24 protein-coding genes are annotated in these 24,568 nt (G+C 63.1%); 12 read left to right on the forward strand and 12 right to left on the reverse strand.

Annotated features, from left to right (window positions below; genetic code table 11):
• The first annotated feature begins 125 nt into the window (after window positions 1-125).
• Window positions 126-1,160: a response regulator gene (locus SU48_RS00090; protein WP_064013466.1), complete on the forward strand. Its 1,035-nt coding sequence runs from the start codon at window positions 126-128 to the stop codon at window positions 1,158-1,160.
• Window positions 1,161-1,289: 129 nt separating this feature from the next.
• The gene (alaS, locus tag SU48_RS00095; protein ID WP_064013467.1) at window positions 1,290-3,995 is read left to right on the forward strand and encodes an alanine--tRNA ligase; all 2,706 of its coding nucleotides are present in this window, start codon (window positions 1,290-1,292) and stop codon (window positions 3,993-3,995) included.
• 52 nt (window positions 3,996-4,047) lie between these two features.
• On the opposite strand, the gene SU48_RS00100 is transcribed toward alaS, so the two are convergent.
• Genes SU48_RS00100 through SU48_RS00110 form a run of 3 tightly spaced genes read right to left on the reverse strand, consistent with a single transcriptional unit; the run spans window position 4,048 to window position 5,246 of the window.
• Window positions 4,048-4,587: a class I SAM-dependent methyltransferase gene (locus tag SU48_RS00100; RefSeq protein ID WP_064013468.1), complete on the reverse strand. Its 540-nt coding sequence runs from the start codon at window positions 4,585-4,587 to the stop codon at window positions 4,048-4,050.
• Complete coding sequence (locus tag SU48_RS00105; RefSeq protein ID WP_064013469.1) at window positions 4,584-4,952, reverse strand: MmcQ/YjbR family DNA-binding protein; 369 nt, start codon at window positions 4,950-4,952, stop codon at window positions 4,584-4,586. The genes SU48_RS00100 and SU48_RS00105 overlap by 4 nt, the downstream gene beginning before the upstream one ends.
• 27 nt (window positions 4,953-4,979) lie before the next feature.
• The gene (locus SU48_RS00110) at window positions 4,980-5,246 is read right to left on the reverse strand and encodes a hypothetical protein (RefSeq protein WP_064013470.1); all 267 of its coding nucleotides are present in this window, start codon (window positions 5,244-5,246) and stop codon (window positions 4,980-4,982) included.
• 71 nt (window positions 5,247-5,317) lie between these two features.
• On the opposite strand from SU48_RS00110, the gene SU48_RS00115 reads away from it, so the two are divergent.
• Complete coding sequence (locus tag SU48_RS00115; RefSeq protein WP_064015743.1) at window positions 5,318-6,283, forward strand: metallophosphoesterase family protein; 966 nt, start codon at window positions 5,318-5,320, stop codon at window positions 6,281-6,283.
• 123 nt (window positions 6,284-6,406) lie between these two features.
• Here SU48_RS00115 and SU48_RS00120 read toward each other — a convergent pair whose 3' ends face one another.
• Window positions 6,407-7,804 (reverse strand): alpha/beta hydrolase family protein, encoded by a 1,398-nt coding sequence (locus tag SU48_RS00120; RefSeq protein WP_064013471.1) that lies wholly within the window; start codon window positions 7,802-7,804, stop codon window positions 6,407-6,409.
• Window positions 7,805-8,156: 352 nt separating this feature from the next.
• Complete coding sequence (locus tag SU48_RS00125) at window positions 8,157-9,029, reverse strand: sulfurtransferase (RefSeq protein WP_064013472.1); 873 nt, start codon at window positions 9,027-9,029, stop codon at window positions 8,157-8,159.
• Window positions 9,030-9,170: 141 nt separating this feature from the next.
• On the opposite strand from SU48_RS00125, the gene SU48_RS00130 reads away from it, so the two are divergent.
• Window positions 9,171-9,629 (forward strand): SufE family protein, encoded by a 459-nt coding sequence (locus SU48_RS00130; protein WP_064013473.1) that lies wholly within the window; start codon window positions 9,171-9,173, stop codon window positions 9,627-9,629.
• A gap of 141 nt (window positions 9,630-9,770) precedes the next feature.
• On the opposite strand, the gene SU48_RS00135 is transcribed toward SU48_RS00130, so the two are convergent.
• The 3 genes from SU48_RS00135 to SU48_RS00145 form a co-directional block, all read right to left on the reverse strand.
• Window positions 9,771-10,127: a DUF2089 domain-containing protein gene (locus tag SU48_RS00135; RefSeq protein WP_064013474.1), complete on the reverse strand. Its 357-nt coding sequence runs from the start codon at window positions 10,125-10,127 to the stop codon at window positions 9,771-9,773.
• Between the two features lie 69 nt (window positions 10,128-10,196).
• Window positions 10,197-10,835, reverse strand: a complete 639-nt coding sequence (locus tag SU48_RS00140) for a hypothetical protein (protein ID WP_064013475.1) — start codon at window positions 10,833-10,835, stop codon at window positions 10,197-10,199.
• Window positions 10,832-11,719, reverse strand: coding sequence for a DUF4097 family beta strand repeat-containing protein (locus SU48_RS00145; RefSeq protein WP_064013476.1), 888 nt, complete (start codon window positions 11,717-11,719; stop codon window positions 10,832-10,834). The genes SU48_RS00140 and SU48_RS00145 overlap by 4 nt, the downstream gene beginning before the upstream one ends.
• Before the next feature lie 207 nt (window positions 11,720-11,926).
• Here SU48_RS00145 and SU48_RS00150 point away from each other — a divergent pair, with 207 nt between their 5' ends.
• The 5 genes from SU48_RS00150 to SU48_RS00170 all read left to right on the forward strand — a co-directional run bounded on the left by SU48_RS00150 (window position 11,927) and on the right by SU48_RS00170 (window position 16,268).
• Complete coding sequence (locus SU48_RS00150) at window positions 11,927-13,333, forward strand: RNB domain-containing ribonuclease (protein WP_064013477.1); 1,407 nt, start codon at window positions 11,927-11,929, stop codon at window positions 13,331-13,333.
• 172 nt (window positions 13,334-13,505) lie between these two features.
• Entirely contained in the window at window positions 13,506-13,826 is a 321-nt protein-coding gene (locus tag SU48_RS00155; RefSeq protein ID WP_157451026.1) for a hypothetical protein, read from the forward strand.
• A 379-nt stretch (window positions 13,827-14,205) separates the two neighbouring features.
• Window positions 14,206-15,222, forward strand: coding sequence for an agmatine deiminase family protein (locus SU48_RS00160; protein ID WP_064015745.1), 1,017 nt, complete (start codon window positions 14,206-14,208; stop codon window positions 15,220-15,222).
• Window positions 15,212-15,793: a GNAT family N-acetyltransferase gene (locus SU48_RS00165; protein WP_064013478.1), complete on the forward strand. Its 582-nt coding sequence runs from the start codon at window positions 15,212-15,214 to the stop codon at window positions 15,791-15,793. Before SU48_RS00160 ends, SU48_RS00165 begins: the two co-directional genes overlap by 11 nt.
• Window positions 15,794-15,860: 67 nt before the next feature.
• The gene (locus tag SU48_RS00170; protein ID WP_064013479.1) at window positions 15,861-16,268 is read left to right on the forward strand and encodes a hypothetical protein; all 408 of its coding nucleotides are present in this window, start codon (window positions 15,861-15,863) and stop codon (window positions 16,266-16,268) included.
• Between the two features lie 35 nt (window positions 16,269-16,303).
• On the opposite strand, the gene SU48_RS00175 is transcribed toward SU48_RS00170, so the two are convergent.
• Entirely contained in the window at window positions 16,304-16,948 is a 645-nt protein-coding gene (locus SU48_RS00175) for a DsbA family protein (protein WP_064013480.1), read from the reverse strand.
• A gap of 202 nt (window positions 16,949-17,150) precedes the next feature.
• Here SU48_RS00175 and aguB point away from each other — a divergent pair, with 202 nt between their 5' ends.
• Entirely contained in the window at window positions 17,151-18,044 is an 894-nt protein-coding gene (aguB, locus tag SU48_RS00180; protein ID WP_064013481.1) for an N-carbamoylputrescine amidase, read from the forward strand.
• Between the two features lie 33 nt (window positions 18,045-18,077).
• Here aguB and SU48_RS00185 read toward each other — a convergent pair whose 3' ends face one another.
• Window positions 18,078-18,983, reverse strand: coding sequence for a hypothetical protein (locus SU48_RS00185; protein ID WP_064013482.1), 906 nt, complete (start codon window positions 18,981-18,983; stop codon window positions 18,078-18,080).
• A 269-nt stretch (window positions 18,984-19,252) separates the two neighbouring features.
• Between SU48_RS00185 and SU48_RS00190 the strand changes: the two genes are divergently transcribed.
• Complete coding sequence (locus SU48_RS00190; protein WP_064013483.1) at window positions 19,253-20,038, forward strand: enoyl-ACP reductase FabI; 786 nt, start codon at window positions 19,253-19,255, stop codon at window positions 20,036-20,038.
• A 63-nt stretch (window positions 20,039-20,101) separates the two neighbouring features.
• A complete protein-coding gene (locus tag SU48_RS00195) occupies window positions 20,102-21,148 on the forward strand; it encodes a M42 family metallopeptidase (protein WP_064013484.1) in 1,047 nt (348 codons plus the stop codon).
• A gap of 179 nt (window positions 21,149-21,327) precedes the next feature.
• On the opposite strand, the gene SU48_RS00200 is transcribed toward SU48_RS00195, so the two are convergent.
• Together SU48_RS00200 and glpK are read right to left on the reverse strand one after the other, a co-directional pair.
• On the reverse strand, window positions 21,328-22,887 hold the full coding sequence (locus tag SU48_RS00200; protein WP_407919263.1) for a glycerol-3-phosphate dehydrogenase/oxidase: 1,560 nt from the start codon (window positions 22,885-22,887) through the stop codon (window positions 21,328-21,330).
• Between the two features lie 5 nt (window positions 22,888-22,892).
• Window positions 22,893-24,428: a glycerol kinase GlpK gene (gene glpK / locus SU48_RS00205; RefSeq protein WP_064013486.1), complete on the reverse strand. Its 1,536-nt coding sequence runs from the start codon at window positions 24,426-24,428 to the stop codon at window positions 22,893-22,895.
• Window positions 24,429-24,568 lie beyond the last annotated feature (140 nt).

The raw sequence follows: 24,568 nt of genomic DNA on the forward strand, positions 1-24,568 counted from the left end.
AAGCAGAGGCGTGGAAACTGTCCGGCGTTTTGCCCCAAGCCAGACTTGCTACACGAAGTGTTAAAAATACTGCATTCACGGTCACTTGATGGTGCAGCCCATCAGCAGCCTGCTAGACTACCGCCATGCCGCGCATCCTTGTCGTGGATGACGACGCCGCCATCCTCAAGCTCATCAGTGTCATTCTGTCCCGTGCTGGGCATGAGGTTCGCACCAGCAACCATCCTGTCGAAGCCCTTGATCTGCTGAAAGTCTTTACGCCCGATCTGGTCATCAGCGATGTGGTGATGCCCTACATGACGGGTCTGGAATTTCTGGAAAAAGTGCGCGACAACGAACAATTAGGCGCACTGCCGTTTGTGCTGCTCTCCAGCCATGCCGAGCGCGGAGACGTGCGCCGAGGCATGAATCTGGGGGCCGACGATTACCTGCCCAAGCCCTTTACGCCGCTTGATCTGACCACTGCCGTAGACGCCCGGTTGCGCCGCGCCGGACTGACCATTCAGGGCGAAAGCGGGATGCTCGCCAAAGGCTTAGGCACCGCCCAAGTGGTCTGGAAGGGCGCGGCGGTGGCGTGGGTGTCTCGCAAGGCGCTGGAACTGTTCTTTTATCTACTGGAACACAAAGAAGTGACGAGTTGGGAAGCTGCCGAAGCGCTGTGGCCCGAAAAAGACGAGGCCCGTGCCAGCAGTCTGTTCCATACGACCCTGCACCGCCTGCGCCGCAGCCTCAGCAACGAGGCGGTGATCAGCACCAATCGCCGCTACGCCCTCGCCAGCGACCTGAGTCCCGAATACGACGTGCAGCGGTATGAACTGCTGGCCGGACAGGCCGAAAACGGCAGCCTCGGGCTAGAGGAATTGCGCGAATTGGCAGCTATTTACGGCCACTTTTTGCCCGGAGCCGATAGCCCGTGGGTTGACGATGTGCGCTCGCGGCTGGAGCAAAAGCAGCTCAGTATTCTGGGCCTCGCCGCCCGCGCCGCCACCGAAGCTGGACGCGCCAAAGACGCCGCCATGCTGCACCAACGCGCTCTAGCCATAGACCCGATGAGCGAACTGGACTGGCAAGGGTTGGCCCGCGCTCTGGACACCATTGGCGACCCCCGCGCCCGCCTCGCCGCACAGCGGGAAGCGTGGTGGGCTGTGGATTTGGACTGAGCAAATAAGTCAGACAAGTGAAGAACGGGGGACGCTGGACAGGTGTTCTCCGTTTTTCTTTGCCTACCAACTCCTCTCCGCGCCATTCGGCGGATTCACCCCCTCCCCGCCGCTGATAGACTGCGCCCTATGACGGTTCCGCCCACCACAGCCCCAACAACTGCCGAGATTCGTGAAAAGTACCTGTCTTTTTTCGAGAGCAAAGGCCACCTGCGCCTGCCCAGTCACAGCCTGATTGCGCCTGATCCCACCACGCTGTTTACGGTGGCGGGCATGCAGCCTTTCAAGCCGCAGTTTATGGGTGCGGCGGCCAAATTCCCCGGCTACGGCGACAATCCCCGCGTGACGACCGCCCAGAAGTGCCTGCGTGTTACTGACATCGAAAACGTGGGGCGCACGCTCCGGCACTGTTCGCTGCTGGAAATGCTGGGCAATTTCAGCTTTGGCGACTACTTTAAGCGGGACGCGCTGATGTGGGCGTGGGAGTTTCTGACCGAACCCGAATGGATGGGGCTGGACAAATCCAAGCTGTACGCCACCATTTACGAGGACGACGAGGAAGCCTTCGAGATTTGGACGAAGGACATCGGGCTGCCCGCTGACCACATCCTGCGCTTTGGAGCCGACGAGAATTTCTGGCCCGCCGACGCGCCCGCCAAGGGGCCAAACGGCCCGTGTGGGCCATGCAGCGAGATTTTTTATGACCGGGGGCCAGCCTACGGCGACGACACGTGGGCCGAGTACGCCGACACCCGCGAAAGCGCCCGCTTTTTGGAAATCTGGAACAACGTGTTCCCGCAGTTCGAGCGGCAGGAACCGCAGGCCGACGGAACCCCGACGCTGCTGGATTTGCCCGCCAAGAACATCGATACGGGCATGGGCCTAGAGCGCATCGCCACCGTCGTGCAGGACGTCTTCGACTTCTATTCCAACGACGTGTTCGCGCCGATCATTGCCCGGATCGTGGAACTGAGCGGCAAGCCCTACTTGGGGCCAGAAAGCATCTCGCACCGGGTGGTGGCCGAGCATGTGCGTTCTGTCAGCATGACCTTGGCCGATGGCGTAAGCCTGAGCAACACCGGGCGCGGCTACGTGATTCGCAAGATTTTGCGCCGCGCCAGCCGTCATGCTTACCTGCTGGGCCTGCGCGAACCCGTGCTGCACACGCTGGTGCCACTGGTGGTGGCGAGCATGGGCGGCGGCTACCCCGAACTGGTGACAGAAGAAGCCCGCGTCACGGCGGCAATTCGGGCCGAAGAAGAACGCTTCCTGAAAACGTTGGAAGGCGGCATTCAGCGGCTGGGCGGCCTGCTGGAAGGCATGCAGCAGGGCGGTGTGCTGGGCGGCGAAGAGGCCTTTACCCTCTACGACACCTACGGCTTCCCCGTAGACCTGACCAAAGAAATTGCCGAAGAGTACGGCGTGAGCGTGGACGAAGCCGGATACGCCGAGAGCTTGGAGCGGGCGCAGATGCTGGCGCGGGCAGGCAGTAAATACGGCAAATCCGAGCTGTTTGGCGGGCAAGATACCGTGGGTGACCTGAGCGCCACCGCGTTCGTGGGCTATGACCAACTGGAAGCCGAGGGGCAAGTGCTGGCGCTGATGACCTCCGAGGGCCGCGTGGACGCGCTGGAAGCAGGCACGGCGGGTACGGTGGTGCTGACGCAAACGCCGTTTTATGCCGAGGGGGGCGGCGAAGTGGGCGACACCGGACGGCTGGAATGGACGGGCGAGGACGGCCTGGCCGGGGCGGGCGTGGTGCGCGATACCCGCAAGACCCCCGGCGGTGTGTTCCTGCATGAAGTGGAAGTGCAGGCCGGAACCCTGACGCCCGACGTGATCGTGCGCGGCGTGGTAGACGGAGCGCGGCAGGCCACCGAGCGCCACCACACGGCCACCCATCTGCTGCATGCGGCCCTGCGTGCGGTGCTGGGCGACGGCGTGCGTCAGGCCGGATCGCTGGTGGCCCCGGATCGTCTGCGCTTCGATTTCTCGCACAGCGCGGCCCTGAGTACAGCAGAGATCGCGGAAGTGGAACGACTGGTGAGCCGCTGGATCAGCGCCGACTTTGCGGTCAAGTGGCAGGAGATGCCGATTGCCGAGGCCAAAGCAGCGGGCGCGACGGCCCTGTTTGGCGAGAAGTACGGCGACACCGTGCGCGTGGTGAGCGTGGAAGGCGACGTGACCCTGAACGGCCACACCGTGAGCAGCAAGGAACTCTGCGGCGGCGCACACGTGACCCGCACGGGTGAAATCGGCGCATTTGTGCTGCTGAGCGATGAGAACGTGGCGGCAGGCGTGCGCCGGATCGAGGCTCTGGCAGGCGAAGCCGCGACTGCTTGGCTGCGCGAGCGCCTGAACAGTGACGCCCGCCTTGCCGCCAGCCTAAATACCAGTTTGGACGGTCTGGAAGTGCGCGTGGCAGGCTTGCAGGCCCAACTGAAGGCCGCCGAGAAAGAAACGGTGCAGGTACGCCGTCAACTGACCGAGGCGCAGATGAGCGGCGGAGGCAGCGGCGGCGCGGCTCCTCTGCGTGAATTGGGCGGCTTCCGGGTGGCGGCCCTGAAACTGACCGGGATTGCGGGCAACGAACTGCGCGGAGCCGCCGACAAGCTCCTCGACACCAGCGGCGCAGACCTCGTGATCATCGCCTCGGATGCCGGATTGGTGGTGAAGGCCAGCAAAGAAGCCGTCGCCAAGGGCGCACACGCGGGCCAACTGGTGGGCAAACTGGCCGCCGCAGCGGGGGGCAAGGGTGGGGGCCGCCCCGATATGGCGCAGGCGGGGATTCAGAACCCGGATGCGGCACTAGAGGCGTTGGACACAGCGTTCTAAACAATTCATAACTGAGCAGGAGCCGGGACGATTGCTTGCGGCTCCTGCTTCTTCATGGGCGGAAGCAATCCAGAATCAGACTCGTGAATCCCAGCTTGCCTGTGCCCGCCCGCCACGCCGCATTTCGGTCATCCAAGTGGCTACAGCGGCCTATGGGTGCGTCGGCTGGGTTCCAGTCGGCACGGTGAAACTGGCCCGCCACATCCCACCATTCCAGCGGGCGCACGCGGAATCCGGCGGCGGCAAAGATGGGCGCGAAGGTGGCTAGCGTATACACGATTTGATGATCGGCGGCGGGGCCGGAGCCGTGTACAGCAACCATCGCTTGATAAGCCGGATCGGGATGGTGGCCGTCTGGCACAGCCACGCGCAGGAATCCACCGGGCCTCAGATGGGCGAAGACCAACCGCGCCGCCGCGCTCCCCTGTTCCATCGTCAGGTGTTCCCACACGTGTTCGCAGAGGAAAGCATCGGCCTGCGCATCACCGAAAAAGCGGGCAAATGTGGCTGGCTCCAGCAAATCCAATTCCGCCTGTTGAGTGGAAATCCAGCCGTCCCAGTGTTTCTCGCCAGCACCGATGTTGACCTTCATAGGCCCAATTCTGCCCGCTGCGCCCGCGTGAAGCTTGCCAAGACCAAGGCGTGACTTCCGGCCAAGAGTTCCTGCACCAAGTCGTCGGGCAGACTGCCGTCCAACGTGACCGTGACCCAGTGGCGCTTATTCAGGTGATAGCCCGGCACAATCGCGGCGTGCGCGGCCCGCAGGGTGTCGCCGTCTTCAGGCCGCACCTTCAGTGAAAGCGTGAGCGGATCAGCATCTATGCCAGTCAGCGCGTACATTTTGGCGGCGTCAGGGGAACCGACTTTCCAGACCAAAGTGTCCATGCCAAACGGGAAAGTTTCTTGGGAATGAGGCAGGGCCGCGCACGCCGCACGCAGGTCAGAGACAGAACGCATAGGCGCAGTGTGGCACGGCTGCAGGCTTCAGCTTTCGGTGATGGTATTCAGACCTTCCGCCGTGCCGAGGGCTTCGTTGGCTTCGGTCATGCTGGCGTCGCCGCCGAGCATGGTGCTGACCTCTCCCGCGCTGAGGCCCTCGGTGCTGGGGGTGGACATGGGCGGAATGGGGCGCTGGGCAAAGTCGGCGGGGGCGTCGCCCTGCTCGGCGGGCGTGTGTTCAGCGCCTTGCTCGGTTCGCACCGACAACACAGGATTCACGGGCAAGGCGTCGCGGTCATCGTTTTGGGTCATGTCTCAGTCTGCGCGGGCCATGTCAGGAGCGTCTGACGGTTGGCTCAAGGAATCATGATCAAGTGGTGGTTATGCGCCGCCTGCTCATGCCTCTGCTCATGCCACTCCTGCTGTCTGGCACGCCTTTGCCGCCTGCCGCCCCTGACCTCTTGCGCGTGGCCGTCCTCAGCGACATCAACGGTTCGTATGGCAGCCTGAGCTATCCACCCGCCCTCAAACCCAGCCTCAGCCGCATCATCAACACTTGGAAGCCAGACTTGGTGCTGTCGGCGGGCGACCTGATCGCGGGCCAAAAAGCCAGCCTGACCGATGCCAACGTGCGCGGCATGTGGGCCAGCTTTGAGCGCGATGTGCGCGGGCCACTGGCAAAGGCTGGAATCCCGTTCGTGTTCACTCTGGGCAACCACGACGCCAGCCTTGCGCGAGATCGGCGGGAAGCGGCGACCTACTGGATGCGGTTTTCACCCGCCGGAACAATCGTAGACGCGGCGCAGTATCCCTTCCGGTACAGCCTCACGCGCACTGACCGGGGCGGACGCACCCTGTTTCTTGCTGTGCTGGACGCTGCTGGGCCAAAAGTAGACGCGGCACAGCGGGCATGGCTGGCCGCACAACTCGCCACACCGCAGGCACAGGCGGCAGGCGTTCGCCTTGTGGTGGGGCATTTGCCGCTGGCAGGCGTCAGCGAGGGCAAAAACAAACCCGGCGAAGTGATTGCGGAAGCCGCCGCCCTGCGCGAGATAATGGAGCGAGGGCGCGTGCTGGCGTATGTCAGCGGGCATCACGCGGCGTACTATCCGGCCAAATTGGGCAACCTGAACGTGCTGAGCAGTGGAGGCATCGGCGGGCGCGATTACGTGGGCTTTCCCGGTACGGCCCGCAGTGTGGTTAGCGTGCTAGACATCAATTTGCAAGCTGGAAGCGCCCGCCTCAGCGCCTTGGATGCGGACACGGGCGCGGCAATTGACCCCAATAAATTGCCCGCCCGAATCGGTGGATTGGGCGGGCCGTTGGTGCGGGTGGAAGAGTTTCGGTGAGTGGGAGACGATTCAGGGTGAACCCCCCAGTCTGCGGCGAAGCCAGACCCCTTAGAGGGGAGCCTAAGAGCTTTTAGTCCCCAGCTCTAAGGGGGGGCGTTGCGCCAGCAACGGGGTCTGCCCCTACTTCGGCATCATCTTGTAAAACTCCATGCCCCGCGCCGTGCGGTTCAGGAATCCGGGCCAGTAGGTGTCGTCGGCTTTGGCTGTACCATCGGCATTGCGGCTGAATTTGCCGTCATTTGACAGGGCGGTAGGCACGTTCAGGTACGCGGCGGCGGAGGCTATGCCTTTCAGTTTGGTATCTAGGAAGGCCGTGACGAAATGCTGGTTGATGTTGTTGATGCGGCCCATGTCCCACGCGGGTTCGGCGTAGTGCATGTAGTCGTCGAAGCTGCCCAGCGTGGCGGCGGGCGGCGGATTGGGGGCCGAGTTGTGGCTGGCATTCTGGTAGACCAACATGTACCGCTCGGCGTTCACAGCGTTCTCGAACAGGGATTTGACGCCGCCCGTGTAGCCTGCCACGTCATCCTTGTCGCCCACGATAAACATCGTCGGGACTTTGAGGGCCGCCAAGCCTGCTTCGTCCCAGAAGCCGTATTTGCCGCCAAAATTCACGCCGATAGAGCGCACGGCGGCGTCACTGCCCCAAGGCGCGAAGGCCACCACCGCCTTGATGCGGGGATCGGTGGCGTAGGCTCCGGTCTGGCGTGCGGCCAACGCACCCCCCGGCACCAGCGGCAGCATTTGCGGGCCAAAGCCTGCGCCCGCCGCGTTCAGTGCGCCGTAGCCGCCCATGCTGTAGCCCACCAACCCGGTCTGGCTGGCATTCACCATCCCGCTCAGGACACTGCCGCTGCCTGCCGCGCCCAACCGCGCCATCTCGTTCAGCACAAACATGTCGTCTAGCGGGCGGTTCAGCAGCGTGCTGGCAAAGGCCACCTTGTCGCCGTGCGTGCTGTCGGTGTGGTCTATGGCCGCCACGATGTAGCCCTTGCTCGCCAAGTTTTCGGTGAGGTAGGTCATCAGGGAGCGGCTGCCGGGATAGCCGTGAGACACGATGACCAGCGGAAATGGCCCGCCCTGAAGGTTGGCCGGAGCGTTGCGGCTGGCGCGTCCGGGCGTGGTGAACGGCGTATTGGGCCGCTTGGGATCGTTGGGGCCGCTGCCCAGCACATCGGCGTAGGTGGTCGCACCCACCCCACTCGCGCCCGCCGTGGGATACCAGACTTCCACCGTCAGCGGGCGGTCATAGCGCGGAATGGCCCCCTCCTTGGGCGCGTTCACGATGTCCAGTTGGCCCGGATTCACCAGTTTCAGCGTTTGCACGCCCACCGCGTAGCTGCCGCGTGCGCTCAGGGCGGGTGCGTCGGGGCGCAGATCGCCGGGTACCGAGAGGGGCGGCAGGACCGTCATAGCCCCTTTGCCCTGCGCCATACCTCCCGACATCAGGCTGCAAGAGGTGAGGGAGCCAGCAGAAAGCAGCGCTACGATGGTGATGACAGAACCAAGTCGTTTCATGGGGAAACCTCCGGGGAAGGGGCGGGCCGCGAACGGAGCCGGGGCAGCAACGCCCGAGCCAGCGCGGTCTGATGGGAACGTCTAAGGAAAGACACTGCGAATTGTCTGTTGCGAGGTTCAGCGTAACGTCAAAGGGCGGCGCGGGAAGAAAGCTAAAGGTCAGGTTTAGATGGGGAAGGGCAATCGCCTTGCTCACTCACCCCCTCCCCGGCCCTCCCCCCTCAAGGGAGAGGGAGCAACACCAAACCTCCGGCCCTTCTCTGTTTCCCTCGCCCCACACCAACCAACAAAAAGCCGGAGCAGTTTTCCATCGCTCCGGCCTTCGCTTAATTTTTTATCCCTGCTTGGCGGCTTACGCCTCGCTGTAGGTCTTCTCAATCGGCAGGCCGACGCCGTTACCCCATTCCGTCCATGAGCCGTCGTAGTTGCGGACGTTGGGGTAACCCAAGAGTTCGCGCAACACGAACCAACTGTGGCTGGAACGCTCGGCAATGCGGCAGTAGGCGATCACGTCTTTGTCTGGTGTCACGCCTTCGCCGCCGTACAGCGCGGTCAGTTCGTCGGCGCTCTTAAAGGTACCGTCTTCGTTGGTGGCCCGCGCCCAAGGAATGGAGCGTGCGCCGGGGATGTGGCCGCCGCGCAGCACGCCTTCTTGCGGGTAGGCGGGCATATGCGTGACCTTGCCCGAAAACTCGTCGGGGCTGCGAACGTCTACGAGTGCGCCCGTTCCGGCCTTCACGCTCTCTAGGTGTGCCCGCACTTCATCGCGGTAGGCCCGCAGGCTTTCGTCACGGGTCAAGGCCGGATACGTGGTGGGCGTCGTTGAAGTCGCGTCGGTGGTCTGCTCGCGGCCTTCGGCCACCCACTTCTGGCGGCCCCCGTTCATCAGTTTCAGGTTCTTTACACCGCTGTAGCTCAGGAACCAGTAGGCATACGAGGCCCACCAGTTGCTCTTATCGCCGTACAGCACGATTTGGTCGCCTTCCTTGATGCCGAGGCGGCCCAGCAGCGCCGACACTTCATCGGCGGTAATAAAATCGCGCTCTACCGGATGCCAGAAATCGCCCTGCCAGTCCACCTTCACCGCGCCGGGAATGTGGCCCGTGTCGTACAGCAAGATGTCTTCGTTCACTTCCACGAGGCGCACGCCGGGGGTATGCAGGTTGGCGGCCACCCAATCGGTGTCGACGAGAACGTCTTTTGCATAGTTTGTTTGCTGGGTCATGGGAATTCCTCCTGAGGAATGGGCGGGGGTCTGGTCACGCTGTCGACCCCCAGTGTACCGAATCGGCCTATCAGTTGACAAAGTAGGTCAACTGGACAAGCCTTACCATATCCCGCCCGGTGCCGGGGGTACAGTGGCCGTATGACCGCCGACTCTACCCCCCCCACTGCGCCCCTGCCCGAAAAGCTTCAAGTCATCGTGGATTTGTTCCGGCGTGCCCCCAAGCCGCTGCGCTTGCAAGCCCTCTTGGAATACAGCCGCAAACTGCCGCCCCTGCCGCAGCAATACATCGATCACCCCGAATTTTTGCAGCCTGTGCCCGAATGCGCCAGCCCCTTCTTTTTGGTGACCAAAGAGGTAGACGGCGGCGTGCAGATGTTCTTCAAAGTGCCCGAAGAAGCCCCCACCGTGCGCGGCTACGCAGGCATTTTGAGCGAGGCGCTGAACGGCGAAAGCCCCGAAACCATCCTGAGTGTGCCCGATCAGTTTTATATGGATATGGGCCTGACCGAACTGATTACGCCCATGCGGTTGCGTGGCATGGGCGCGATTCTGATGCGGCTGAAGCGGGATGTGCAGACGCACGCTGAAGGGCAGTAAATAGGCGACGATTCCGGGCGAACCCCCCAGTCTGCTGCGCAGCCAGCCCCCCTTAGAGGGGAGCGCAAAAGCCCTTGTCCTCCCCTCTAAGGGGGGGCGTTGCGCCAGCAACGGGGGGGTTCACCTTCCAACTCCAACCCACTAACGCCGCAACTTCCGCGCCGCCTCATCCGGCGTAATCTCGCCGCGCTCCAGCCGTTCCAGCACTTCCGACTGCGGATCGGCGGGTTCGGGTTCGTAGCCGATGGCCCGCAGCAGGGTATCGAAGCGGGCGCGGACGGTGGGGTAAGACACGCCGAGCACACGTTCCACTTCCTTCAGGTTCCCGCGTACCCGCACGTACAGGCGCAGGAATTCCAGATTGTCGGGCGTGAGGGTCGCAAATTCGTTGAGGGTAAAATCGCCGCGCACCGTGACGCCGCTGCTGGGAAACCGCAGTTCGGTCACGGTGGGCGCTTCCGTTTCATCGGGGAAGGGGATGGGCAGGGGGCGGGGCATGGGATTCACTGTAGGGGATGGAGTGGAAAACGGAGACAGGGCCATTCCACGTTTCCCGCACCGTTCCTCCTACGAGAGCGTCAGCTTTACGCTGTTACCTTCGCTGTCTTCGGCGTTGATCAGGTTGCCGGGAGGCGGCGAGGCTTCTATCAGGAGTTGCAGCGCCTCTAGGCTCAGGCCAGCGCGTTCTAGGGCGCGAATGCCGTGCGCGGGAATCAGTTTGTGCAGGTGAGGCGCGAGGCTCACGGGCAAGTTGGCGTCGTACTCGTCGCCTTCGCTGGATTCCACCTGCACGCGCAGGATTCGGGCGGTAGCTCCGGCGCGGGGGGGCGCACCCGCCGAATTTCCGCGCCCCATCACGCTGTTTAAACGCTCATTGACTCGATCCATAATCCCCTCCAGATTCACGTCTACATTCATGCCGCGTCCAAAAGGCTGTGAGCCGGGAAACTGCTCATCCCAACTGGGGGGCGTGGGCGGGCGCGGCGGGGCCGGGGGCGTATCGCGCACGCCGCGCAGCAGCATCAGATGTTCGGCCACTTGCCCAGTATCCATCTCTTCACGCGCCAGCAGCGAGGCCACCAATTCCCGGTCTGCGTCGGTGAGGGCCAGCCGCGCACTCAGGGCGGCCAGCAGCGGCGCAGCGTCGTTCAGGTCTAGTTTTCCGGCCCGCACGAGGTCTAGGATACGTTTGACTTTTTCTTTCATAACCCCACCCCCGATCCGGTCAGCACTTTGACTTGACCCGCCGTAACTCGGCAAGACAGTTGCGCTTCGCCGCTGCCCAGTCGCCCGCCATGCCGGGTGTTCAGGAACCCGCCGGATTGACTGGTGGCGAAGTCGGATTTGAACGCTCCAACCGTCACTTCGGCCTGCAAGGTCACGTTGCTGCCTTCTTTCAGGTACAAAGTCGCGTTTCCGGCATTCACTTCTAGGCGGTGATCGCCGCCCGTCAGGACGCCCGCCCAGCGCAGGTTTCCGCCGTTGATGCTGGCGTTCAGGGTGCGTGCGCCCTCCAGCGTCAGGTTGCCGCCGTTCACGTTCAGGTGCGTGGGGCCGCCCAGTTCGGTGGCGGTCAAGTTGCCGCCGTTCACTTCGGCGTTCAGACTCGCGGCGCGGCCCATTTTCAGGTGGCCGCCATTCACTTCGGCCTGCATTTCTCCGGCCAGATCGGGCAGGGTCAGGCTACCGCCTTCCACTTGGGCATGCACGTTGCGCGGGGCAAAAGGTAGGGCCAAAATCGCTTTCAAGCTAAAGGTATGGTGGCCGGAATGGGTCAGGCGGCGCACGCTCCAGCCGTTGGCGGTGGCCTGCAAAGTCACTTCGCCGTCGCGGTTGGCGCTCAGTTGTGGGGCCGACAGGTGCGCGTCGTGGAGCACGGTCAGGCTGTACCCACTGACGTGCAAATCAAGATCGGGCGGCGTGTCCCTGAACTGGTCGGCGCTCTGGGTGGGCATCAGGGCCATCGGCTCGGCTTCGGCGGGCAAATCTCCGTCTAGCAATCCTGCCGCCTCGTCGGGGGTGAGTTTGCCTTCGGCCACCAGACGCTGGACTTGCGAACGGAAATCTTCGGGTTGATGTTGTTCATTCATGTTCGTCTCCTGTACATATATAGAAACACCAAACTCACAGATTGTCAAGCGCAATTTTAGAGTTAATGAAGTTGAAGCCAGCCATCTGTATGCCAGACGCGCTCTAGCCCGAACGGTATTCAGCCTTCTCGCAAGGACTAGTAAGCCCAAGTTTCTATTCGCTTACCTACTCCCCCCTCCCCTGCCCCGCCCCGTATCCTCTAACCCATGACTCTGCCCCCCCTCACTGCCGATCAGCTCACCCCGGCCCAACGCACCGAAATAGAACTGCTGGCGCGGGGCAAGGCCGAAAAAAGCCGTACCCTACGCGAGCTGGGCCAGGCTGAAACGCCCGAATCGGCGCACTCGCTCTTGCTCCGGCTGGGCCTGTGGACGGAGGCCCGCACGCCGTATGCAGACCGTCTGGGCGCGGCCCTAACCCCGGTCACGCTGCCCGTGCCTAACTTTGCCGATGAAGCCCGCCTAGACCTGACTCACCTCGAAGCCTTTGCCATAGACGATGAAGGCAACCGTGACCCAGACGACGCGGTGGGCATCGAAGCCCTGCCGGACGGCCTGACCCGACTATGGGTGCATGTGGCCGACGTTTCGGCGCTGGTGACGGCAGACAGCCCGCTGGACTTGGAAGCCCGCGCACGCGGCGCAACTTTGTATTTGCCTGACCAGACCATCGGAATGCTGCCCGACGAGTTGGTGGAGCGCACGGGCCTCGGCCTACACGACACCATGCCTGCACTGTCCATCAGCCTCGATCTGGATTCGGACGGCAACGCCGACGCCGTAGACGTGTGCCTGAGCCGCGTGCGCGTGACCCGGCTGACCTATTCGCAGGCGCAAGACCGGCTGGATGCAGGCGCAGAACCGTTCGTGACATTGGCCCGCCTTGCTCGTGCCAGCCGCGATCTGCGCGAATCGGAAGGGGCCATGAGCATAGACCTGCCCGAAGTGCGCGTGAAGGCCGACGCACACGGCGCGGAAGTCTCGCCGCTGCCCAAGCCCGAAATGCGCTTCGTGGTGCAGGAATCGATGACGCTGGCAGGCTGGGGAGCCGCCATTTTCGGTGACGATCACAGTATCGCCCTGCCGTTTGCCACGCAGGACGCACCTACACGCGACGTACACGGCGACACCCTGCCCGCCCAGTGGGCCCGCCGCCGCACGCTGGCCCGCACGCGCTTTCAGCCTTCGCCGGGGCCGCATCACGGCATGGGGCTGGAACTCTACGTGCAGGCCACCAGCCCCATGCGCCGTTACCTTGATCTGGTAGTGCATCAGCAGTTGCGCTCGCACCTCACGGGCACCGAACCGCTGGCGGGCAAGGCCGTTGCTGCCCGTGTGGCCGAAGCCCAGATGAACGCCGACGCCACCCGGCAGGCCGAACGCCTGAGCCGCAAGCATCACACCCTGCGCTACGTAGCCGCCCAGCCAGACCGCGTGTGGGATGCCGTAGTTGTAGATCGGCGCGGCCCGCAAGCCACCCTCCTCATTCCTGATCTGGCCTACGACTTGCCCCTCAGTACCCCCGCCCCGGCAGGAACGGCGTTGCGGGTGCGCCTGACCGATGTGGATTTGCCCAAGCTGACGGTGCGGGCCAGAGTGGTGACCGGAGAATGAAGCTCAGCTTTAATGTGAGAAATTTTACGAAGCAATAGCTTACACCCTCTGCGCCGAATGTCCAACAAAAGTCTGTACCCGCTTCAGACAACGCTTGGAAACACACCTTCATACTGCCAAATCCGGTTCACCTTTCATTCATCTGCTGCGCTACACGCTTAAAATCGGGGCCATGAACGGCGCGACCTCTGACGTGAACTTGCAAAGCGCACCCTCTAAACACGCTGTCGGCAGCCTGCCTACCGATATCGTGGCTCTGCGGATCAGCCATTGCCGAGCCGAACACGCCGAGGGCGGGGCGCAGTATCACCTCGCCGTGCGCCATTACCGTGATTGCCTAGAGGCCGCCGAACGCCGCGAAGATGCCCGTGCCACGCAGTTTTTTGCGCTGAAGCTGGCCGCTTGCTATGACATGATGGGCTTTGCCGAGAAAGCCGACGAGTTCCGGGCGCTGGCAAGCACCGATCTGGGCGATACGCCGTTGCTGGGGTAAGTGAATAAAGAAAAGACGGGCGAGGCGGGGATGCTTCGCCCGTTTTGCTGTTGTCCTCCCCTCAAAGGGGGGCGTTGCAGAGCAACGGGGGGTTCACCTTCCACCTCAGAAAAACACCCCCATCACCTTCCGCACTCCCCGGAATGATACGGACTTGCTCTGATTCCCGAACATCCGCAACGACACCGGATGTTCGTCCATCTCCGCCAGCCCGTGCTTTTTTCCACTCGCTCTGCTCGGATGATTCTTGCTAATCATCGCAATTTGGTATGACACAATGCCCCCCGTGACCCGCTCCGATTCGGCCCGCTCTGACTTGCCCGCCCCCGAACAGCACCTGCTGCCGCAAGACGCCCCCGCCGCCGCGCAGGGCTTTGCGATGCCCGCAGAGTGGGCCGCGCACGCCGCCACGTGGATGGGTTGGCCGCAAGGCGACGACTTGTGGTTCGGGCATCTGGACGCGGTGCGGGCCGAGTTTGCCGAACTGATCCGCACCATTGCCCGCTTTGAACCCGTGCATCTGCTGGTGCGCGATACCGAAAGCGAGCAGGACGCCCGCGAACGGCTGGAAGGGTCAAATGTCAGCTTTCATCATGTGCCGCTGGACGACGTGTGGATGCGCGACAACGGCCCTATTTTTGTTACGCGGGGAGCGGGTGCGGAGGCCGACTTGAGCCTGATTAACTGGCGCTTCAACGCTTGGGGCGGCAAATTCGACTCCGGGCACGATGACCGCGTGCCGGAATACGTAGCGCAATCTCTGAATCTGACGCACTGGGACAGGCCCGAAGTGCTGGAAGGCGGCGGGCTGGAAGTGAACGGCGCGGGCGTGGGCCTCACCACCCGTTCGTGCTTTCTGACCGACACGCGCAATCCGGGCCTCACCGAAGAAGGGTACGCCGAACTCTTACGCGACACCTTGGGCATTCAGAAATTGCTGTGGTTGGACGGCGGGCTGGAAAACGACCACACCGACGGGCACATCGACACCATCACGCGCTTTGTGGATGAGCAGACCATCGTGACCAGCGTGGAGCCGAATCCGGCAGACCCGAATCACGCGACTATGGCGGGCAATCTGGCGCAGTTGCGGGCCATGACCGACCTGAACGGCCAGCCTTTCCGGGTGGTGGAATTGCCACTGCCCGCCGAGCGCCTAGAGGGTGCGGAAGGCCGTTTGCCGCCTACCTACGCCAATTTTTATATCGGTAACGGCTTCGTGGTGGTGCCCCAGTACGGCGACCCCAACGATATTCCCGCGCTGGAAGTCTTGCGTCCTCTCTTTCCGGGCCGCGAAGTGATCGGCCTGAGCAGCCGCGCCATCATCGAGGGCGGCGGAAGCTTTCACTGCATCACGCAGCAGCAACCGCTGGGGCAGGCTTGGAATGGGGAATGAACCTTTCCCCTTACCAGACGCGCTAGCCCCAGAAACCGATCTAGGCGGCGGCTACAGCCTGCGCCCCGTGACCAATGCCGACGCTTGGGCCGTAGCCGACAGACTGGAGGCCGAGGCGTACCAGAGCGTGTCCTTCGATTGGCAGGCCGACGCGCCGTTTGCCATGCCAGACGGCAAGCGCCATGCGTGGCTGATCCTGCACGGCGGCGAGGTGGCGGGTTGGCAAATCTCGCGGCAGTGGGACGCCCGCACTGCCTACATGATCAACACGGCGCTCTTGCCGCAGCACCGGGGCAAAGGCGTCTATTCGCGCCTGCTGCCTGTGGTGCTAGACGTGTTGAAGGCCGAGGGTTACACGCTGGTTCGCAGCCACCACCACGCCACCAACAACGCGGTGCTGATCCCCAAATTGCGGGCCGGATTCCGTCTTCAGGGCATGGAAATAGACCATCACGGGATGCTGGCAGTGCTGATCTACAGCTTTGACCCCGTGTACCGCGACTACATGGACGTGCGCTGTGGCCTAAAACGGGCAGACGGAGAGGTAGCGCGGCGGCTGGAGCAACGTTGACAGCAGACCGCTAGTCAAGCCCGATATTCCTGACTCTCTGTTCTTTTAAATGTGCCAAAGTTGGGCCATGAATCTTCGCCAACACCGCGTTATCCTTCCGCTTTGCTCGCTTATTTTGGCGGCGTCGTTGGCGTCCTGTGCGCCGACTATGCAGGCAATAGGGCAGACTACTTATCGCCCTACCATTCGGAGTGGAGCTTGGATTCTGCTTTTGGAGCGCGTCAATTTAAGCAAGTTGACCGACACTACCCCAGAGACCAGCTACATAGAATTCCCAGACTGCGGAAGAACAACGGTAGTTCTGGTGAAAGATGTCCGGGCAATGGGTGTAGAACAGGCACAATTGGCTTGCCAAGCATTCGCCGAAAGCCAAACCGATTTTCTTCTTACGGCACTTGGCATCGTCGCTGCCGCATCCTTGATAGGATCTCTCTTTTTTGTTTTTATTATTGACAGTATTGTCAAGTCACTTTAAAACTTAGAAGGCTTTTCTTGCACTCTCACTTCGGGTTACGCCTTCTGCGCCGGACGGTTCTTCGCCCGCTTAATGGTCGCAATGCCCGCACTGGAGCGCAAGACTTCGCCGTACAGATTCCACCACACCAGCGCCGTTTCAGGGTCACGGGTCAGGTTCTCGAAGCGGTAGTAGGCGGCGCTTCCATCAGGCAGCACGAAGGTGGGCGTACCGAACACGCCAATCTCGGCGGCCTCGGCCAAGTCCGCACGCAGGCTGGCGCGGAGGCCCGCCTCATCGGCGCGGGCGGCGGCGAAGGCCTCCAGATTCAGTCCAGCAATCTGAGCGGCCTCGGCAATGGCGGCTTCATCCAGCGTCTTTTTGTGTTCATGTACAGCGCGGAACAGGGCCAGTGTAAAGGCCCAGTGCAATTCCTCGCCCTGCTGCGCGGCGGCGTGGGCAGCCAGAAACGCGGCCAGACTATTTCGCTGGTACGGGCTGCCTTCTCCCAACGGTTGATCGGTGAGCCACCACACCACGCCCTCTTTGCCGCCGTTTTCTTCGTGGTTGCCCTGCACCAGCGAAAAGTGCCGCAGCCGGAAGGCGTGCCCTTGCCCGCGCAGCACGGCGGCCAGTTCTATGCCGCGCCATGCATAGGGACACAGGAAGTCGAAGAAGACATCGGTGGTGGGGGCGGTCATGCCGGAACGCTAGCACAGCAGCAGTCAGGAATCCGGGGCGCTTGTTCCTCAACTCACACAACCAATCAAGAGCCAAGAATCGGTCAACTGGGCAGCGGTAGCGGGGGAATTCAGCGCCCCGCGTCTTGCCGATTCGATCACCAAACAGACGAAATCTGCCCTGATCACTTCTCTTTTTGGCTGGGTCAGGTAGCCTGAACGCATGATTCGTCCTGCCGATACCCTCAACCTGTCTGTGATCCAGATGCACGTGACCGACCAATTGGAAGACAACGTGGCCCGCGCCGAGGCCCATGTGCGCGACGCCGCCAAAGCAGGCGCACGGGTCATCTTGCTGCCCGAATTGTTCGAAAATCTGTATTTTTGTCAGGTGGAGCGCGAGGAATACTTCGAGCTGGCGCACCCGCTGGAAGGCCACCCGTTTATCGGGCGCTTTCAGAATCTGGCGCGGGAACTGGGGGTGGTGCTGCCGCTCTCCTACTTCGAACGGGCCGGGCAGGCGCACTACAACAGCCTGGTGTGCATAGACGCCGACGGCACGCTGCTGGGCAACTACCGCAAAACCCATATCCCCGACGGCCCCGGCTACGAGGAAAAGTACTACTTCAACCCCGGCGATACCGGATTTAAGGTGTGGGGCACGCAATTTGGGCGCATCGGCGTGGGCATCTGCTGGGATCAGTGGTACCCGGAAACCGCCCGCGCCCTGATGCTGGCCGGGGCCGACTTCCTGCTGTATCCCACCGCCATCGGCAGCGAACCCGAGGGCGTGGAAAGCCCCAACAACCATTCCATGTGGCAGCGGGCCATGCAGGGCCACGCCGTCAGCAACTCGGCGTATGTGGGGGCCGCCAACCGCATCGGCACCGAAGTCGTGGGCGACCTGACCCAGACCTACTACGGGCACTCCTTCTTGGCCGACTACACAGGCGAAATCGTGGCTGAATTGGGGGACACCGAAGAAGGCCCACTGACCCACACCCTGAACCTGAAAGAAGCCCGCAGATTCCGCGCTGGCATGGGATTTTTCAGAGACCGCCGCCCGGAATTGTACGGCTCGCTGATGACGCTGGACGGGGTGACGAAACGGGGGTGATGGGAAGCATAGGGGTGAAGGGCTTCAGCCCCCTCACAGGCACAGCAGGCCCACCGTCACGTCCTGTTCGGAAAAGCGGTCTGCGGTGTCGAGTTCCAGCCAGCCGATATAGGGCGTTGCCAGATAGAGTTCCATGTTCATGCGGGTGCGGCCCGCTTCATGGGAACCCCACTGCACGCGGGCCAGCGTGGTGAAACCGCTTTTCTGGGTCAGCTTCAGCACGGCCTCGGTGTCGCTGAGCGCGGTCAGAGCAACTTGCCCAACGACTCCATTGGCGAACGAGTCTTCGGCGGTGGTCATCGCAAAGTTGCCGTTGGCGCACAGGCCAAAAAAGGCGAAGTCTTTGTCCCTTCCCACCGTCACGAAGGAATTGTTTTGGGCCACCTTCAGCCGTTCTTGCCACAGGGCGGGCAGGGTGGGCGCGGGCGCAGTCGGTTTGGCCAAGTTCAACGCGGCCTTCAGGGTACTGAGAATCTGTGCTTCCTGCCCCGCTGGGTGCGCCAAAGTTGCCATGACGCGGGTTCCATTGGGCAGCAGGAGGGCGGCGCGGCTCAGGGCGGCGTTGGGCAAAGTGTAGTGCCCGGTCTGCACCGCTCCGGCCAACGCAGAACTGACCAGCGTGGCCTCGGTTTGCCCCGCACGCACACGGGCAGGAAAGGCGGCGGCCAATGCTCCGGCGGGCGCGGCGGGCAACACGCTGAGTTGAATGCTGCCGGTGCCCACCGTTCGGATCAGCAGCACGGCCACCCCCGGCGCGTCTTCGCTGGGCACCAACTGGGCGCGAAAACCGGGCGGCACCTCGATCTGCACGCCCAACGCGGGCGCTTCCAGCGTGGCTCCAGCGGCGTACACGGCCCCCACCCGCAGCGGCTCGGCCTGCCCCATGCCCAGTGCCCCCGCAGCCAGCGCTGCCGCCCACACCCACCGCTTCAATGTCATGCCCCAGCTTACGCAGCCGCTCTGACAAAATCTGGACGGCTGGGGTGGGGCGGTCAAGGGTGCGTTGTCTAAGGGTCTAAGGTGCTGGGGCAGACGCATTGACTGGTGGCCCACTGCCGAGCAAACGTGCAACTGCCCCGACAGCGCCAAAAGCCCTCACAATCGCCGCCGAACTGCACCTCCAACCCTCAGACCCTCGACCCTTAGACCCTGTTAAACTCTGTACCCACTTCAGCAGCCTGCCCCCGCACACTGCTACAGTCGCTCCCATGAGTATCAGCGTCGATCTGTCCAGCAAAACCGCCCTCGTGATGGGTGTCGCCAACGCCCGTAGCCTCGGCTGGGCCATTGCCGAGCAACTGCTGGCCGCCGGGTGCCGCGTGGGATTTTCTTATCAGGGCGAGCGCCTGAAGGGAGAACTGGACAAGTTGCTGGCGGGCAAGGAAGGCGTGTGGGCGCAGCAGGCCGACGCCACCAGTGAAGACGACCTGACGGCCCTGTTTGCCCGCGTGAAGGCCGAATTTGGCACGCTGGACATGCTGGTGCATTCCATCGGCTTTGCCCCCCGCAGCGCGATGGATGGCCGGTTTGTGGACACTACGCCCGAAGACTGGAACACGGCCCTCAGCGTCAGCGCCTATACGCTGGTGTCCACCGCCCGCCACGCCGAACCGCTGCTGAATGCGGGCGGTAGCATCGTCAGCCTGACCTACCACGCTTCTCAGCAGGTGGTGCCCAAATACAACGTGATGGGCGTTGCCAAAGCCGCCCTAGAAGCCGCCACCCGCTACCTCGCTTCCGAAATGGGCGCGGCGGGCGTGCGCGTGAACACCATCAGCGCAGGCCCGATGAGAACCATCGCCGCCCGCTCTATTCCGGGCTTTGGGGCCATGTACGAAAAAGCCGCCGCCGCCGCACCCTTGGGACGCAACGCTACCCCTGAAGAAGTGGGCAAACTGGCCCTCTTTTTGCTGTCAGACCTCGGTAGTGGCATGACCGGACAAACGGTTTATGTAGACGCCGGGGCCAGCATCATGACGATGAAGGTGGACTGAGAGGGCGTCGGGCGGTGAGCCTTGAGACGCAGCCCAGCACCAAGCTGGCATCATAGAGACACCATGCCTACGCCTCGCTCTGACCTAGACCTGCCTTACACCCTCGATATTCTGCTGCGCCTCCTGGACACCCCCAGCCCTACCGGATTCACGGGCGCGGCGGTGGCGCTGATCGAATCGGAATTGTCGGCGCTGGGCGTGCCTTTTGTTCGCACGCGCAAAGGGGCGCTGACTTGGGAAATAGCTGGCACTGGTGCGGGCCACGTCACGTTTAGCGGCCATGTAGACACGCTAGGCGCGATGGTGCGCGGCATCAAGGGTTCGGGCCGCCTGACCCTCAGTGCGCTGGGCGGCTACGACTGGGCCACTGTGGAGGGTGAAGACGTGCGCGTGCATACCCAGTCGGGGCGGGTGATCACGGGCACGGTGGTCAACATTCGCCAGAGTTTGCATGTCCACGGCGCGGGCCTGCGCGAGCTGAAGCGTGAGCAGAGCGTGATGGAAGTGCGACTGGATGAAGCGGTGTTTTCATCTGCCGACGCGTTTGCTCTGGGTATCAGCGTGGGCGATTTCGTCAGCTTCGATGCGCGGCCCCGCCTGACGCCCGCCGGATACATCAAGGCGCGGCATCTGGACAATAAGGCGGCGGTGGCGGTCTTTCTGGGTGTCACGCGCACGCTGCTGCACACGCCGCCTGCCCGCACGGTGGCTTTTCATGTCACCACCTACGAGGAAGTGGGGCACGGAGCCGCCACCGGGATTCCGCCGCACACCGACGAACTGATTGCGGTAGATATGGCCGCCATAGGCGACGGGCAAACCAGCAGCGAACACCACGTGACGCTGTGTGTGGCCGATTCGGGCGGCCCCTACGACCACGAGTTGGGCAACCGCATCCGGGCAGCAGCGGCACGGGCCGGAATAGCCCTGCGTGTGGATATGTACCCTTTTTACGCCAGCGACGGCACCGCAGCTTGGCGGGCAGGCGGAGACTATCCGGTGGCCCTAATCGGCCCCGGCGTAGACGCCAGCCACGCCTACGAGCGCACGCATACGGACTCGCTGGCGGCGACGGGGGCGCTGATGTTGGCGTATATGGGTGGGGGCTGAAGGGCGTCTATAGGTCTAGGAAGGGCAATCGCTGGCGCTCATTCACCCCCTCTACTGCGTAGCTCTGCGAGTCCCAGCCTCCCCCCTCAAGGGTGAGGAGCGAAAACCAAGATGCTAGGTTTTGCCCTCGCCCCTTACGAGACCCTTAGACACCCTCCCACACCACCGGAAACGCCCCTTCACTCCAGCACGTAGCCTGCGGCCACAGCCCTGTATTCCTGCACGGCGGCAGCGGCCCAAGCCTCATCTTTGCCCAATTCTTCGGCCAGAATTGCTGCTGTGCGGGGCGCGGCGTCCATGCTGGCGCGGGCATTCAGCAGCAGGGCGCGGGTGCGGCGAGACAGCAGGTCTTCTACGGTGCGTGCCCCTTCCATGCGAATCCCCCAGCGCAGTTCGGCCTCACTGTAGGGCAAGTCGGGGTGAAGCTGAATTCCGGCGTCTGGCATGGCCTGAATGCGTTCGGCGTCGGTGCCGTAGACCTTCCAATGGTCTGGCCTTTCTTCGTCGCTCCAGCCGTGCAGTTTCAGCTTGGGCGTCAGCGTCAGGCGTTCGGGCAAGCCCGCCAATCCCTCGGCGCGGGTCACGGTGTCTTCTCCCATGCGGCGGTAAGTCGTCCATTTGCCGCCCGTCAGGGTGATCAGGCCGCCTTCCGAAATCCGGATGATGTGATCGCGGCTGATGGCCTTGGTGTCGGCCCCGCCTTCCGGCTTGACCAACGGGCGCAGGCCCGCGTACACGCTGCGAACATCGGCGCGGGTGGGCGCGGGCGAAAGGTAGCGGGCCGCCGTATTCAGAATAAATTCCACTTCTTCGGCCAACGCCCTCGGCTCGAAACTGGCGCTGGGCACGGCGGTATCGGTGGTGCCGATGACCACGTGATCGTGCCACGGCACCGCGAACAGTACCCGTCCGTCATCGGTGCGCGGAATCATGACGGCGCTGTCTCCGGGCAGGAATTTGCGGTCTACGACGATATGTACGCCCTGACTCGGAGACAACATATCGGGCGCGTCGGGCGCGTCCATGCGCCGGATTTCGTCCACCCACACACCCGTCGCGTTCACCACAGCTTTGGCGCGCACCTCGTGTTCCTGCCCCGTTTCAGCGTCGCGGAAGCGTGCGCCGACCACTTTGCCATCTTCTTTGATCAGACCTGTGACTGGGGCATGGTTCAGCGCCACGCCGCCGTGATTTTCTAGGGTTCGCAGCAGCGTAATCGCCAGCCGCGCATCATCGAATTGGCCGTCGAAGTACAGGATGCCGCCCATCAGGCCCTCGGGTTGCAGGGTGGGCGTGCGTTTCAGGGCCGCTTCACGGGTCAGGTTTTTGCTGGTGCCGAGGTTCAGTTTGCCCGCCAGCACGTCGTACAACTTCAGGCCGATGCCGTAGAACGGGCCAGCCCACCAGTCGTAGGCCGGAACCACGAAGCCCAGATCGCGCACCAGATGGGGGGCGTTTTGGCGCAGCAGGCCGCGTTCCCGCAGCGCCTCGCGCACCAGCGATACGTTGCCCTGTGCCAGATAGCGCACGCCGCCGTGAACGAGTTTGGTGGAGCGGCTGCTGGTACCTTTGGCGTAATCGTGGGCTTCCAGCAGCAAGACGCTGTGGCCGCGAGTGGCCGCTTCCACGGCGGTTCCCAGACCCGACGCGCCCCCGCCGATGACCAGAATGTCCCACTGGGAGGCGGTGGTGGTGGCTTGCAGGACGGCGATTCGGGGATCGGCAGGCACAGAAGACATGTCGCTCATTCTGCGCCCTTCCCCGTCAGAGAAACGTCCTCTTGTGCCCAGTCTTTGGCCCGTAACACGGCCCGGCCCCAGCGTTCCATACGATGCCCGCGTTCGTCGGCAGTGGTGCGCGGCTCGAAGGTGCGGTCTTCTTGCCACTGAGCCGCGATTTCGCCCGCGTCTTGCCAGTAGCCCACCGCCAACCCTGCCAGATAAGCCGCGCCCAGCGCCGTCGTTTCAGTGATTTTGGGACGAACGACAGGCACGCCCACGATGTCGGCCTGAAGTTGCATCATCAAGTCGTTTCGGCTGCCGCCCCCGTCTACGCGCAACTCGGTCAGAGCCGGACTTCCCTGACTGCTCACATCCTGCTCCATAGCCGCCAATACCTCCGCCACCTGCATGGTCACGCCCTCCAAAGCAGCGCGGGCAATGTGGGCCGCTGTGGTTCCCCGCGTCAGCCCCAGCATCGTGCCGCGTGCGTGCGGATCCCAGTAGGGCGCACCCAAACCCGCGAAGGCCGGAACCAACGTCACCCCGCCGCTGTTTTCTACGCTGGCCGCCAACGCCTCCACGTCGCCACTTTCGCGGATGATGCCGAGGCCGTCGCGCAGCCACTGCACGGTGGCCCCGGCGGTAAAGACGCTGCCTTCGAGGGCGTAGGTGAGCTGTTGACCCAAGCGCCAAGCCACAGTGGTCAGCAGGCGGTGCTGGCTGGTCACGGCCTCCTGCGCGGTGTTCATCAGCAGGAAGCAGCCCGTGCCATAGGTATTTTTGGCCATGCCGCGTTTTAGGCAGGCTTGCCCGAAGGTGGCCGCCTGCTGATCTCCGGCGATTCCGGCAATGGGAACCCGCGCCCCCAGCAACCCTTCCGCCGTTTCGCCGTACACCTCGGAACTGGCCCGCACCTGCGGCAACACGGCGCGGGGAATGTTCAGCAGGGCCAGTAGTTCATCGTCCCAGTCTCCGGTATGAATATTGAAGAGCAGCGTGCGACTGGCATTGCTGGCGTCGGTGATGTGGAGTTCTCCGCCCGTGAGGTTATAGGTCAGCCAGGAATCCATCGTGCCAAACGCCAATTCCCCGCGTTCGGCCTGCTGGCGGGCGCCCGGTACATGGTCTAGCAGCCACGCGACTTTGGTGCCCGAAAAATAGGCGTCCAGCACCAGCCCAGTTTTGGCCTGAAACGTGGCCTCATGGCCCGCCGCCCGCAGCGAATCGCACAGGGGCGCGGTGCGGCGGTCTTGCCACACGATGGCCCGGTGAATGGGCCGCCCCGACGCCCGCTCCCAGATCACCACCGTCTCGCGCTGGTTGGTAATGCCGATGGCCGCTACGTCTGCCGCCCGCAGGCCCGCCCGCGTCAGGGCTTCCTGCGCCACGCCCACCTGCGTCCCCCAGATTTCCTGCGCGTCGTGTTCCACCCACCCCGGCTGAGGAAAAAACTGCGTGAATTCCTTTTGCGCGGCGGCCACCACGGCTCCCGCCCGGTCAAACACGATGGCGCGGCTAGAGGTGGTGCCCTGATCCAGAGCCAAGATAAATTTAGACATAAGCGTAGTCCTCCGGCAGATGGTGAATAGTTTGGTTGTTCTGATGGACAGTGCCCGCAGCCTAGCAGCAAGGCTCACATTTGGGCGGCCACCGTTCAGCAATCTGACGGCAAATCAAGGCCTCTTCACGCCCCTCTTGC

It is taken from the genome of Deinococcus puniceus (assembly GCF_001644565.1).
GTDB classification, from domain to species: domain Bacteria; phylum Deinococcota; class Deinococci; order Deinococcales; family Deinococcaceae; genus Deinococcus; species Deinococcus puniceus.

Excerpts from the sequence above, each read along its gene's own strand:
- SU48_RS00090 (WP_064013466.1), top strand. The coding sequence starts at position 126 with ATGCCGCGCATCCTTGTCGTGGATGACGACGCCGCCATCCTCAAGCTC.
- alaS (WP_064013467.1), top strand. The coding sequence starts at position 1,290 with ATGACGGTTCCGCCCACCACAGCCCCAACAACTGCCGAGATTCGTGAA.
- SU48_RS00100 (WP_064013468.1), bottom strand. The coding sequence starts at position 4,587 with ATGAAGGTCAACATCGGTGCTGGCGAGAAACACTGGGACGGCTGGATT.
- SU48_RS00105 (WP_064013469.1), bottom strand. The coding sequence starts at position 4,952 with ATGCGTTCTGTCTCTGACCTGCGTGCGGCGTGCGCGGCCCTGCCTCAT.
- SU48_RS00110 (WP_064013470.1), bottom strand. The coding sequence starts at position 5,246 with ATGACCCAAAACGATGACCGCGACGCCTTGCCCGTGAATCCTGTGTTG.
- SU48_RS00115 (WP_064015743.1), top strand. The coding sequence starts at position 5,318 with ATGCGCCGCCTGCTCATGCCTCTGCTCATGCCACTCCTGCTGTCTGGC.
- SU48_RS00120 (WP_064013471.1), bottom strand. The coding sequence starts at position 7,804 with ATGAAACGACTTGGTTCTGTCATCACCATCGTAGCGCTGCTTTCTGCT.
- SU48_RS00125 (WP_064013472.1), bottom strand. The coding sequence starts at position 9,029 with ATGACCCAGCAAACAAACTATGCAAAAGACGTTCTCGTCGACACCGAT.
- SU48_RS00130 (WP_064013473.1), top strand. The coding sequence starts at position 9,171 with ATGACCGCCGACTCTACCCCCCCCACTGCGCCCCTGCCCGAAAAGCTT.
- SU48_RS00135 (WP_064013474.1), bottom strand. The coding sequence starts at position 10,127 with ATGCCCCGCCCCCTGCCCATCCCCTTCCCCGATGAAACGGAAGCGCCC.
- SU48_RS00140 (WP_064013475.1), bottom strand. The coding sequence starts at position 10,835 with ATGAAAGAAAAAGTCAAACGTATCCTAGACCTCGTGCGGGCCGGAAAA.
- SU48_RS00145 (WP_064013476.1), bottom strand. The coding sequence starts at position 11,719 with ATGAATGAACAACATCAACCCGAAGATTTCCGTTCGCAAGTCCAGCGT.
- SU48_RS00150 (WP_064013477.1), top strand. The coding sequence starts at position 11,927 with ATGACTCTGCCCCCCCTCACTGCCGATCAGCTCACCCCGGCCCAACGC.
- SU48_RS00155 (WP_157451026.1), top strand. The coding sequence starts at position 13,506 with ATGAACGGCGCGACCTCTGACGTGAACTTGCAAAGCGCACCCTCTAAA.
- SU48_RS00160 (WP_064015745.1), top strand. The coding sequence starts at position 14,206 with ATGCCCGCAGAGTGGGCCGCGCACGCCGCCACGTGGATGGGTTGGCCG.
- SU48_RS00165 (WP_064013478.1), top strand. The coding sequence starts at position 15,212 with ATGGGGAATGAACCTTTCCCCTTACCAGACGCGCTAGCCCCAGAAACC.
- SU48_RS00170 (WP_064013479.1), top strand. The coding sequence starts at position 15,861 with ATGAATCTTCGCCAACACCGCGTTATCCTTCCGCTTTGCTCGCTTATT.
- SU48_RS00175 (WP_064013480.1), bottom strand. The coding sequence starts at position 16,948 with ATGACCGCCCCCACCACCGATGTCTTCTTCGACTTCCTGTGTCCCTAT.
- aguB (WP_064013481.1), top strand. The coding sequence starts at position 17,151 with ATGATTCGTCCTGCCGATACCCTCAACCTGTCTGTGATCCAGATGCAC.
- SU48_RS00185 (WP_064013482.1), bottom strand. The coding sequence starts at position 18,983 with ATGACATTGAAGCGGTGGGTGTGGGCGGCAGCGCTGGCTGCGGGGGCA.
- SU48_RS00190 (WP_064013483.1), top strand. The coding sequence starts at position 19,253 with ATGAGTATCAGCGTCGATCTGTCCAGCAAAACCGCCCTCGTGATGGGT.
- SU48_RS00195 (WP_064013484.1), top strand. The coding sequence starts at position 20,102 with ATGCCTACGCCTCGCTCTGACCTAGACCTGCCTTACACCCTCGATATT.
- SU48_RS00200 (WP_407919263.1), bottom strand. The coding sequence starts at position 22,887 with ATGTCTTCTGTGCCTGCCGATCCCCGAATCGCCGTCCTGCAAGCCACC.
- glpK (WP_064013486.1), bottom strand. The coding sequence starts at position 24,428 with ATGTCTAAATTTATCTTGGCTCTGGATCAGGGCACCACCTCTAGCCGC.